This is a genomic window from Campylobacter sp. 2018MI10 (assembly GCF_018501175.1).
Taxonomy (GTDB): Bacteria; Campylobacterota; Campylobacteria; order Campylobacterales; family Campylobacteraceae; genus Campylobacter_E.
The window spans coordinates 132,962-145,099 of sequence record NZ_JAHCZD010000001.1 but is presented as its reverse complement, the minus strand read 5'-3'; the positions used below and the strand labels follow the sequence as shown (position 1 = coordinate 145,099).

The 12,138-nt window shown below is 28.1% G+C and carries 10 protein-coding genes; all 10 read left to right on the top strand.

Translation table 11 applies throughout. The annotated features are described in order from the left end of the window. The first annotated feature begins 1 nt into the window (after window position 1). From ybeY to mfd, 10 genes are read left to right on the top strand one after another with little or no spacing between them, the layout of a single operon-like run. Window positions 2-415, top strand: a complete 414-nt coding sequence (ybeY, locus tag KJR01_RS00685) for an rRNA maturation RNase YbeY (protein ID WP_214116010.1) — start codon at window positions 2-4, stop codon at window positions 413-415. A 49-nt stretch (window positions 416-464) separates the two neighbouring features. Next, window positions 465-755 carry a preprotein translocase subunit YajC gene (gene yajC / locus KJR01_RS00680; protein WP_214115855.1) on the top strand — a complete coding sequence of 97 codons (291 nt, stop codon included), beginning with the start codon at window positions 465-467 and terminating at the stop codon, window positions 753-755. After that, window positions 755-2,341 (top strand): protein translocase subunit SecD, encoded by a 1,587-nt coding sequence (gene secD / locus KJR01_RS00675; protein ID WP_214115854.1) that lies wholly within the window; start codon window positions 755-757, stop codon window positions 2,339-2,341. Before yajC ends, secD begins: the two co-directional genes overlap by 1 nt. Then, on the top strand, window positions 2,341-3,315 hold the full coding sequence (gene secF / locus KJR01_RS00670) for a protein translocase subunit SecF (RefSeq protein WP_214115853.1): 975 nt from the start codon (window positions 2,341-2,343) through the stop codon (window positions 3,313-3,315). Before secD ends, secF begins: the two co-directional genes overlap by 1 nt. Continuing rightward, the gene (locus KJR01_RS00665) at window positions 3,315-3,659 is read left to right on the top strand and encodes a DUF6394 family protein (RefSeq protein ID WP_214115852.1); all 345 of its coding nucleotides are present in this window, start codon (window positions 3,315-3,317) and stop codon (window positions 3,657-3,659) included. Before secF ends, KJR01_RS00665 begins: the two co-directional genes overlap by 1 nt. Window positions 3,660-3,669: 10 nt before the next feature. Then, window positions 3,670-6,090, top strand: a complete 2,421-nt coding sequence (gene leuS / locus KJR01_RS00660) for a leucine--tRNA ligase (protein ID WP_214115851.1) — start codon at window positions 3,670-3,672, stop codon at window positions 6,088-6,090. Further along, window positions 6,087-6,563 (top strand): hypothetical protein, encoded by a 477-nt coding sequence (locus KJR01_RS00655; RefSeq protein WP_214115850.1) that lies wholly within the window; start codon window positions 6,087-6,089, stop codon window positions 6,561-6,563. The genes leuS and KJR01_RS00655 overlap by 4 nt, the downstream gene beginning before the upstream one ends. Window positions 6,564-6,616: 53 nt before the next feature. After that, a complete protein-coding gene (locus tag KJR01_RS00650; protein WP_214115849.1) occupies window positions 6,617-8,164 on the top strand; it encodes a GGDEF domain-containing protein in 1,548 nt (515 codons plus the stop codon). Then, a complete protein-coding gene (locus KJR01_RS00645) occupies window positions 8,148-9,281 on the top strand; it encodes a Mur ligase family protein (RefSeq protein WP_214115848.1) in 1,134 nt (377 codons plus the stop codon). Before KJR01_RS00650 ends, KJR01_RS00645 begins: the two co-directional genes overlap by 17 nt. Then, window positions 9,262-12,126 (top strand): transcription-repair coupling factor, encoded by a 2,865-nt coding sequence (mfd, locus tag KJR01_RS00640; protein ID WP_214115847.1) that lies wholly within the window; start codon window positions 9,262-9,264, stop codon window positions 12,124-12,126. The genes KJR01_RS00645 and mfd overlap by 20 nt, the downstream gene beginning before the upstream one ends. Window positions 12,127-12,138 lie beyond the last annotated feature (12 nt).

The window sequence follows — 12,138 nt, the reverse complement described above, 5'->3', positions numbered from 1 at the left end:
TATGATTTTATACGATAATTTAGAAGAAATTACCTACCTTGAAAAACTAGCAAATTATCTAAGCTCTAAAGATATTGAGCTTGTTTTAACTAACAATGATGAAATGCAAGAAATCAATAAAAATACAAGAAATATTGATAAAACTACTGATGTTTTAAGTTTTCCACACGATAATTCTTTTTTAGATACTAATTTTTTAGGCTCATTAGTTATCAATACCGAACTAGCAAAAACTAAAGCTTGTGAATTAGGGCATAGTTTAGAAGATGAAATATCTTTATTATTTATTCATGGAATGTTACATTTATTAGGGTATGACCACGAAATAGATAATGGCGAAATGAGAGCAAAAGAGATTGAGCTAATAAAAGAATTTAATTTACCAACAAGCCTTATAGTAAGAACTTTAGATTAAATCTTTTTATGTAGAATGATAACTATTTTATTTTTTAAAAGGATATTCTATGGAACAAAATGCTTTAGTTCAATTTTTACCATTAATCGTATTATTTGCGATTTTTTATTTTTTAATTATTCGCCCACAACAAAAACAAGCAAAAGCACATAAAGAAATGCTAAATTCACTTACTAAAGGTGATAAAATAGTTACTAATGGTGGTTTAATTGTTGAAGTTGTAAAAGCTGAAGATGATTATTTAAAAATTAGATTAAATGATGATGTTGTTGCTAAATTAGATAAAAATTTTGTAGCTAGAAAAGTAGAAAACACAAATAATTCGGAAGCAACAAAATAATGCGTAATCAAAAAACAAAAAGTATCACATATCGTTTTTATGTTTTAGTTTTTGTTACACTTTTTGGCATATTTTTAAGTGTGCCAAGCTTTTTTTCTATAAATGGTCCTAAGATTAATTTAGGGCTTGATTTACAAGGCGGACTTCATATGCTTTTAGGTGTAGAAACCAATGAAGCTATAAAGTCTAAAGTAAAATCAATCGCTTCAAGTATTAATTATTCTTTTAATAAAGAAAATATTTTAACTGATGGATTTAAAAGTAATGATGGTGTAATACATTTTGAACTACTAGATAAAGATGATACTGCTAAAGTAGATAAAATAATTAAAGAACTAAAAGGCTTAAAAGTTAGTGTTAATAATTCTTTTTATGAGATTACTTTAACACCTGAAGAAGAAGTTCAAACTGCTAAATTTGCAATAGATCAAGCTGTAGAAACTATTAGAAATAGACTTGATTTATTTGGACTTTCAGAGCCAACTGTTGCTAAACAAGGTGAAGATAAAATCTTGGTTGAAATTCCAGGCGTAAAAACTGCTGAAGATGAGCAAAGAGCTAAAGATTTAATAGCTAAAGCCGCACATTTACAACTAATGGAAGTAGATAGAGCTAAGGCTGATCAAGGCAATATGTTAAGCCCTGAAGAAGCAGCAAGTTATGGAGATATTATTTTACCTGATGTAAAAGATAAAAATATTAAATATGTTTTAAAAGAATTACCTATTTTAGATGGCTCTATGTTAATTGATGCTAGAGTAGGATTTTCTGATAAAACTGCTCAACCTGTTATTAATTTTACACTTAATTCAGAAGGTGCAAAAATATTTGGAGATTTCACAGGTAAAAAAGTAGGTCATCAATTGGCAATAGTTTTAGATGGTAAGGTATATTCAGCTCCTAGAATTAATGAAAGAATAGGTGGTGGTAGTGGACAAATTAGTGGAAATTTCAGTGTTGAAGAAGCACACGATTTAGCTATCGCACTAAGAAGTGGGGCTTTATTAGCACCTGTTAAATTACTTGAAAAAAGAAGCGTAGGACCAAGTTTGGGTGCTGATAGTATTGAGCAAAGTTTAGTTGCACTTTTAGGTGTATTTTTGATGATTGTTGTTTTTATGGGAGTTTATTACGGAATTAGTGGTTTGTTTGCAAATATTGCTTTAATTTCTAATATATTCTTATTAGTAGCAGTAATGGCACTTTTTGGAGCAACGCTTACTCTTCCTGGTATGGCTGGGATTGTTCTAACCGTCGGTATGGCTGTAGATGCGAATGTTATTATTAATGAGCGTATTAGAGAGCTTATAAGAGATGGCGTTAATTTAAGAGATGCTATAAATAATGGTTATCATAACGCAATGAGTGCGATTTTAGATAGTAATCTAACTACTTTAATTACAAGTGCTGCATTATATGCTTATGGAACTGGTGCTATTAAAGGATTTGCTGTTACTATGAGTATAGGAATAATTGCATCTATGATAACAGCAATTATAGGAACTCATGCTTTATTTGATTTATTTGCTAATAGAATTGAAAAAAGTGGCAATACAAGACTTTGGTTTGGTTATAGGAGAGTGTGATGCAAGTATTTTCTAGTAAAAAAATATATGATTTTATGAGGCTTAGATTTGCATCTATTGGCTTATCTTTTGTTTTAGTTATTGGCTCTATTATTTTATTATTTACACAAGGTCTAAATTATGGAATTGATTTTAGTGGTGGGACTTTAGTTCAGATAAAATACACTAATAAAAATGCTCCTTTAGATGATATTCGTAATATCTTAAATCAAAATGAAGCTTTAAAAGGTGCTAGCGTTACGGAATTTGGAAGTAGTGATGAAGTAGTAATTAGATTTTCAAGTTCAAGTGATAGTTTAGGTAAAGATGTAGGAGATACTATTGTAAAAATGTTATCTTCAACAGGCGATATTGAGCTAAGAAGAGTTGATATTGTTGGACCAAAAGTTGGTGGAGAATTAAGACAAAAAGGTTTAATGGCTATTTTAGTATCTTTTGCACTTATTTTAGTGTATATAGCTATTAGGTTTGAATGGCGTTTTGCTATGGCTGCAATTATTAGTGAAATTCACGATATTGTAATAGTTATTGGAGCGATTTCTCTTTTTCAAATTGATGTTAATCTTGATACTTTAGCAGCTATTTTAACCGTTTTAGGCTATTCACTAAATGATACAATTATTATTTTTGATAGAATTCGTGAAAGCATAAAAGAGAGTAAAAGCACTAATTTAGGTAGCATTATTAACGAAAGCGTATCAGCAACCTTATCAAGAACAACTCTTACATCAGGAACAACACTCTTTACGGTTTTAATTTTATTTTTTTATGGTGGAGATATGATACACGGCTTTTCTCTTGCTTTAATAGTTGGGGTTATTGCAGGAACTTTAAGTTCAATTTTTGTAGCAAGCCCACTTTTAATGTGGTTTAATTTTAGCGTTAGTAATTATAGAACTAAAGAGCTTGATAAAATCAAGAAAAAAGAAGAAAAAGAACGCCTAAGAGCAATGTATGAAAAAGGACAATTATAATGGATTTTGGAAGAGTAATTCATATATTCTTTACATTGATGAGCTTAACTACAACGGCTGGCTTTTTATATTATCAAAGCCCTGTGGCATTATTTATAGCAGCTAGCATTAATTTGGTTTCAACACTTTTAAAAATTGGTGTTAGAAATATTTTAAGCACAGAGATTTTTGCAAGTTCACTTGTAACTGATGTGCATTTAATAATAGCTTTTGTTTTAACTCAAATTTATGGAACTAGTATGAGTGATTTGGTATATAGTATGACAATAGGTGCTGTAATATCAAATATATTTACACTTATTTTAGTATTGATTGAAGCTATTAAAAATAAAGATGAATTTTAAGGACTAATTTATGTACAACGCAAAAGAAGTTGAGAAAAAATGGCAAGAAATTTGGGATAAAGAGAATTATTACGAACCTAGTAATGATTTTAGTAAAGAAAAAAAATATATATTATCAATGTTTCCATACCCAAGTGGTAAAATCCATATGGGACATGTAAGAAACTATGCAATAGGTGATGCTTTAGCAAGACGCTTTAGAACTATGGGCTATAATGTTTTACACCCACTAGGGTTTGATAGTTTTGGTATGCCTGCTGAAAATGCTGCTATAAAATATGGGCTTCATCCTAAAAAATGGACTTATGAAAATATTGATTATATGAAAAAAGAGCTTTATTCTTTAGGTTTTTCGTTTTCTAAGACAAGATTGCTTGCTACAAGTGATGAGATTTATACTAAATTTGAGCAAGAAATTTTTGCAAAAATGTATGAAGCAGGTCTAATTTATACAAAAAAAGCTAATGTAAATTGGTGTGATAATGATAAAACCGTTTTAGCAAACGAACAAGTTGAAGATGGCAAATGCTGGAGATGTGGTCATGAAGTAGAGCAAAAATCTATGAATGGCTATTATGTAAGAATTACAAAATATGCTGAAGAATTATTAAAAGATTTAAAATATTTAGAAGATAAATGGCCAAATCAAGTTTTAACAATGCAAGAAAATTGGATAGGCAAAAGCGATGGATTGGAATTTGAATTAGATGTATCAAGTTCTAATAAAGATTTAGATGGATTAAAATTCAGCGTATTTACAACCCGTGCTGATACGATTTTCGGACTTTCTTATTTTGCTTTAGCACCTGAACATGAAATTACTAAAAAAGTTTTAGAAACTAATTTAATAAGTGAAAATGATAAAGACAAAATTAAAGCTATGCAAAATATGAGTGCTAAAAATAGAGCTCAAAGTGAAAAAGAAGGCGTATTTTTAGGTATTTATGCAATTCATCCAATAACTAAAGAAAAATTACCTGTATGGGTAGCAAATTTCGTTTTAGCTGATTATGGTAGTGGTGCTGTTATGGCAGTTCCAGCTCACGATGAAAGAGATTTTGAGTTTGCTAAAAAATATAATTTAAATATAAAATATGTAATAAATGGCGAAAATAAAAAAGATAATGAGCCTTTTACTGAATATGGAATTTTATTTGATAGTGCAGAATTTAGTGGCTTAGATAGTGCTAGTGCTAGAATTGCAATTGCTAAAGAATTTGAAAATAGAAAAATCGGTAAAAGTATAATCAATTATAAATTAAGAGATTGGGGTATATCTCGTCAAAGATATTGGGGAGCTCCTATTCCGATTGTTAAATGCGATACTTGTGGAAGTGTAGTTGAGAATAATTTACCAGTAGCTTTACCTGAAGATGTAGTAATTGATGGAGAAGGAAATCCACTTGAAAAACACCCTACATTTAAACAATGTAAATGCCCTAAATGTGGAAAAGACGCAATTAGAGAGAGCGATACAATGGATACATTTTTTCAAAGCTCTTGGTATTTTGCAAGATTTGCAAGTAATCCTAGCAATTGGAATACAAAAGCAATTGATGATGAAGCAAAATATTGGATGAATGTAGATCAATATATTGGCGGTATTGAACACGCGATTTTACACTTATTATATGCTAGATTTTTCCAAAAAGCTTTAAGGGATTTAGGATATTTAAATGTAGATGAGCCGTTTGAACGCTTACTTACTCAAGGTATGGTTTTAAAAGATGGTGCTAAGATGAGTAAAAGCAAGGGCAATACGGTTGATCCTGATGATATTATTAAAAATTACGGAGCTGATACTGCAAGACTTTTCATACTTTTTGCTGCACCACCTCAAAAAGAATTAGAATGGAATGATAGTGCGGTTGAAGGTGCTTATAGATTTTTAAATAGACTTTATGATAAGGCTTTAGGGATTAATGTAGTTGATTTTAGTAATATAAATCACGCAAATCTTAGTAAAGATGATAAATTAGCAAGACTTAAAGTATATGAAGCTTTAAAAAAGGCTGATGATGTATTTAATAAAACTTACGCATTTAATACATTAATAGCTGCTTGTATGGAAGGCTTAAATGCTTTAAATAACGCAAGTAGTGATGAAGTTTTAAGTGAAGGTTTTGCAATAATTTTAAGCATACTTGACCCAATTATCCCACATTTAGCAAGTGAGTTAAGTGAGAAATTATTTAATAGAACAAATATTAAAACTTATGAATTAAAAGAAGAAGTATTTGTAAGCGATACAATAAAACTTGGAATTAGTATTAATGGTAAAAATAGAGCAGAGATTGAAGTTGATGCAAATGCTAATCAAGATGAAATTATCAAAATAGCAAAAGATAAAGCAGCTAAATGGCTAGAAGATAAGATTATCGTAAAAGAAATTTATATTCCTAATAAATTAGTAAATATTGTAATTAAATGAAAAAAATACTTTTAAGTTTTACATTATTTTTTTGTGCTTGTGGCTATGCACCTTTGAATGTAGCCACTAGCAAAATGTTAGGCGAAAGTGTCAATGTAATTACTATTATAAATAAGGCTGAACCTAAAGATAGTATTACTTTAAATGATAATTTTACGAATTATGTAGAACATTATATGCATAAAAGTGTTAGTAAAACTGCAGATAGTAAGATTATTTTAAGAATTCTTAGTAGTGAATTTATACCTTTATATTATGATGAATTTGGATACGCTAAGAGTTATAAAGCTATTATTAGATTAGAATTTAATGTAACTTTTCAAGATGAAACAACTAAAAAAATTATAACTTCAGGCGAGCATATTTTTAATACAAATACAATTAGTGTTTTAAGTGATGAGCAAAAAAGTAGAGCTATTAATTTAGCTAGCCAAAAGGCGTTTAACGAATTTGCTTTAAGAATTATTATGTAGTTAATAATTAATTTTGTTTTGTTAGTATTAAGAAAAAATTTTAAAGAGAAAAAATGTCTATTAATATTAATGTGATTGCTAAAGAAACAATTGTAGAACTTACCAAAAGGAACTTATTATTAACTCCTGAAAATTATTCAGAAGTTTTTGATGAGATTGCTAAAAAGTATGGAAGAACAACTCAAAATATTGATAAAATTCAAGGGTATATTTCTAAATTAAATCCCACATTAGCTCAAGATGTAAAAGGAAGAAATGTAAAAAGCTTAGAAGAATTAGTAGTATTTTTAATCTCTAAAGCTAATGGTATAAAAGAAGATAATAGTGATAAAAAGCTCATAATAAACTATAATATAATTTGTAAAAAATTATTAAAAATATTATCAAATTTACCAAATAAATCAACTAAAACTCTTAGTGAAGAAGCTTTAAATAAATTAAATAATTCAAGTCTAAAAACATTAGAAGAATTAAAAAAAGATTGGATTAGGGTAGATGATGATTTATTAGAACTTAATAATAAAATTCAACATTTAGGATTAAACTCAAGAGATGATTTTTTAGAAATTTTAGATGAATTATCTTTAAAAATTGAAAGAAATAATTCTAATGCAGTGTGTGAAAATTTAGCTCCATCTGTGGCTTATTCTTTAACTCCATCAATTGCTAATTATGTAAATGATGAAATCAATCAGTTTTGTGAGAGTATAAATGCAGAACCGCAAATATTAGGCGTAAAGCAAATTACAGAGCAATTTAGAAATCTAGTTAAAAAAAGAATAGATATTGATAGAGCAGAAATTTCAAGTTCAAATAAAGTTTTAAATGATGTTTTGGAGCAAATTAGCGATAAGATTGTAAGTATTCTTAGTATGGCTACAAATTCTCAACAAAAAGTTCAAGAAATTAAAAAAGAAATTGAAAGTATTAAAGCTGAAGATGAAGCTATGCAGACTATTAAAGCAAGATTGATAGCTATAGTTGCTATGTTTGAAAAAGAAATAATAGATTTAAAAGAAAAAACAAAATTAGATGCCGATACTTTAGGTGATCTTAAAATTAAAGTTCAAGGATTAGAGCAAGAAATTAATAAACTAAGAGAAGAAACTCAAGTAGATTTTCTAACCCAACTTGCAAATAAGCGTCAATTAGAAGAACAATTAAAATTAGCTGAAGAATCTTATGAAAGATATAATATCAATTATTCAATAGCATTTTTTGATATTGACCATTTTAAATTCATAAACGATACCTATGGACACGCAGCAGGAGATACTATACTTGCTAATTTAGGAAATATTATTTTAAATAACATTAGAAAATTAGATTGCGCGGGAAGATATGGCGGGGAAGAATTTATGGTAATTCTTCCACATTCATCAATTGATGATGCAGTAAAATTTGCTGAAAAAATTAGAGTTTTAGTATCAGAGCAAAAGTTTTTATGTAAAGGTAAGACTATTAGTATAAAAGTAAGCGGTGGTGTAAGTGATAGAAGAAGCTATGAGACCCAAGAGCAATTTATTGAAGCTGTTGATAAATTATTATACGCAGCAAAAAATGCAGGTAGAAATAATATAAAAAGTGCAAGTAGAAAATAAACTTTCAAATTATTTAGATAATTTAGTGGAATTTTACGAGAAATTTGACCTTTTTAAGGCTCATAGATTTAAGCATTTGCTAAATTATGATTTTGATACAAAAGTAGTGCAAATTTTAGGCACTAATGGTAAAGGTAGCACGGGAAGATACCTTGCTTTAATGCTTAGTGATAGCGGGTATAAAGTAGGGCATTTTATAAGTCCACATATATTCTCTTACAAAGAAAGATTTAGTATATTTCAAAATCAAGTTATGCAAGATATTGATTTAGACATAGCTCATAATATTTTGCAAGATAAATTAAAAAAGCTTAATTTAAAAGAAAATCTTAGTTATTTTGAATATTTATGTTTTTTATCACCTATTGTTTTTAGTGAGTGTGATTATGTAATTTTTGAAGCTGGACTTGGTGGAGAATACGATGCTACAAGTATTTTTAAAAGAGATTTATGTGTATTTACTCCGATTAGTATTGACCACGCCGATATTTTAGGTTCTAATTTAGATGATATTTTTAGAACTAAAATTAAAGCAATGTGTGGTGTTAATATTTTTGCTAATAAAAATGAGATGATATTAAAAGCGGCCATTCAAAAAGGAGTTAAGGCTAGTTTTTTAAATGCTGATTATTCAAAATTATGCCTTGATGAAAATGAGTTTTTAAAACATAATTTTAGCTTAGCTCAACTTGCATATTTTGAGCTAGAAAAACATTTTTATATAGGCAGAGCAATTAAATTAGATTTAAGAGCAAGATGTGAAAAACTAGCAAGTAATTTAATAATAGATGTAGGGCATAACGCTGCAGCTGCAAAGAATTTAAATCAAGAAATTAAAAAACAATTCTCAACTAAAGTTAGTTTAATTGCTAATTTTTTTGCTAATAAAGATGTAAAAGATATTTTAAGTATTTTAAAGCCAAGTATTAATGAAGTTTTGGTTTTTAACTATGAAAGCGAGCATAGAGCTTTAGCAAATGTTAAAGAGATTTGCAAAGAATTAGACATTAAATGTAGTGATTTTAGTGATTTTGATACAGATAAAAATTATGCAGTTTTCGGCTCTTTTATGCTAGTAGAAAGGTTTTTGAGATTTTATGCAAGCAAATCTTTATGAGTATTTAATAAATAATAAAAATTATGCAAAAATTATTATATGTGAAGACTTAAACGAAGCAAAATCTTTATCAAATGTAGCTTTATATTTAGGGATAAATAGTTTTATTTTACCTGATTTTAGAGCAGAGATTAATGATGATTTACGCTCGTTTTCTATGGAATTATTTGATATTTCAAAAGTTTTAAGTGATTATTACGATTATCAAGATAAAAAGATTTTAATAATCCCTATTAATACTATTAAAAAACCACTTCCAAGTAAAGATGATTTAAAGTGTTTAAAGATTGAATTTGGCGATAGGATTAATTTAAATTCTTTAGCAAAAGAGCTTTTAAGGTTAAATTATAATTTAGTTGATATGGTTCAAAGTCCAGGAGAATTTAGTATAGGTCATGAAAAAATTGATATTTTTTCATTGAAATATGAAAATCCAATTAGAATAGTTTTATTTGATGATGAAGTAGAAAGTATTAAATATTTTGATGCAAGTTCTGGACTTAGCTATAAAGAAGAGTGTGAATATTGCGATATTTTGCCATTAATTTCTTATGTAAGCGAAGAAAAATACGAAGAAATCAAAGAAAGTATTTTAAATAATGATGATTTAAATGAATACGAAAGCGTATTTTATTGGCATTTAAAACTTAGTAATTATTTAGAGTTTTCTTATGTTTGCACGAAAGAATTTGAATTAGGAAATATAATTTCTAAAGCTAAAAAATATAGCGATATGGTGTTTAATCCTAGCAATGATTTTTTCAAATTAAACTCAAATAAAAAGATAAAATTACTAGCTAGTAATGAGAATAAATTCTTAGATTATAAATTAGGTGAAAATGTAGAAAAAATCATCTCAAATGCAGTTTTAAATATTCAAAGCGATGATGAATTAATATTAAGTCTTAATAAATATTATAAAAAAGAGAAAAAATATAAATCAAGCATAGTTTTAGATGAGCTTATAAAAAATGATTATGTAGTTCATGAGCGATACGGCGTAGGTAGATTTTTAGGATTAGAATTAATAGAAAATGAAGGAAAAAAGCAAGAATTTATTGTGATTGAATATCAAAATGAAAATAAATTGCTACTTCCAACTAGCTCACTTTATTTGCTTGATAAATATATTTCAAGTTCAATTCCTGAACTTGATAAATTAGGCAAAAATACTTTTGTAAAACTCAAAGAAAAACTTAAAACTAAATTATTAGCAATTGCAGGTGCTATTACTGAACTAGCAGCAAAAAGGCAGTTAATTGTAACAAAGGCTATTAAAAAACCACTTGATTATGAGATATTTAAGGCTAAAGCAGGATTTGTTTTAACAAGTGATCAAGAAAAAGCAGTTAATGATATTTTTGAAGAGATAAGCAAATGCACTCCTATGGATAGATTACTTAGTGCTGATGTTGGTTTTGGTAAAACCGAAGTCGCAATGCACGCAATTTTTGCCTGTGTTAAAAATGGTTTAAATGCCTTATTTTTTGTCCCGACTACACTTTTATGCTCTCAACATTATAAAACACTTAAAAATCGTTTAGAGCCTTTTGGAATTCAAGTTTTTAGACTTGATAGATTTTCTAATACTAAAAAAGCTATTATGAATACAAAAGAGCCAAAGGTTATTATAGGAACTCACGCTTTACTTAGCTTAGCAATTGATGATGTTGGGCTAATTGTAATTGATGAAGAGCATAAATTTGGTGTAAAACAAAAAGAAAAATTAAAAGATATAAGCATAAAAGCTCATCAATTAAGTATGAGTGCTACTCCAATCCCAAGAACGCTTAATCAAGCTTTAAGCACACTTAAGACTTATTCTCAAATTCTAACTCCGCCTAATGATAGATTAGATGTAAGAACTTTTGTAAAAACTTATGATGACGCTTTAATTAAAGAAATCATAGCAAGAGAGCTTAGGCGTGGCGGGCAAGTATTTTACATACACAATCATATAGCTTCAATTGAACATAAAAAACGCTATTTAGAAGAGCTTTATCCAAAGCTTAGAATTTTAGTTTTACATTCAAAAATACCAGCAAATGAAGCTGAAGAAAAACTATTTGAATACGAAGAGAAAAAGTATGATTTATTATTATGCACGAGCATTGTTGAAAGTGGAATTGATTTAGCAAATGCAAACACCATAATAGTAGAAAAATCAAATCATTTTGGCATAGCTGATTTGCACCAACTTCGTGGTAGAGTAGGTCGTAGCAAAATACAAGGATTTTGTTATTTTCTAGTTGATAACGAAGAAAGCGTTAGTGAAGATTCTAAGAAAAGATTATTAAGCTTAGCTAGTAACTCGTATTTAGGCAGTGGTAGCACTCTAGCTCAAATGGATTTAGAAATAAGGGGCGGTGGTAATTTATTAGGTGCTGAACAAAGCGGTCATATAGAACAACTTGGCTATGCACTTTATATTAAAATGCTAGAAGCTGAAATTAATAGACTAAGTAAAGGAAATATCACAAAAGAGATTAAATACGAGCAAAAATTATTAGTAAATGCTTATATAAGCGATTATTTAGTGCCTAATGATAAGCTAAGATTAAGCCTTTATAGAAAAATAAATGAGTGTGATAATTTAGCTAGTTTATCTACTATGCAAGATTCTTTTAATGATAGATTTGGCAAATGTGATAGCTATACAAGAAATTATTTTTCACTTATGGCAATTAAAATTTTATGTATTAAGCACGGATTTTGTGAAGTTAGTAATTATGAGCAAAATATAAAACTTTTAAAAGATAATGGTGAAAGAATTATTTTAAAAGCATCAAGTAAAAGCGATGATGATATAATAGATACTTTATTAAAATATTTAAATTCTTTATAAGAATTTAAATAT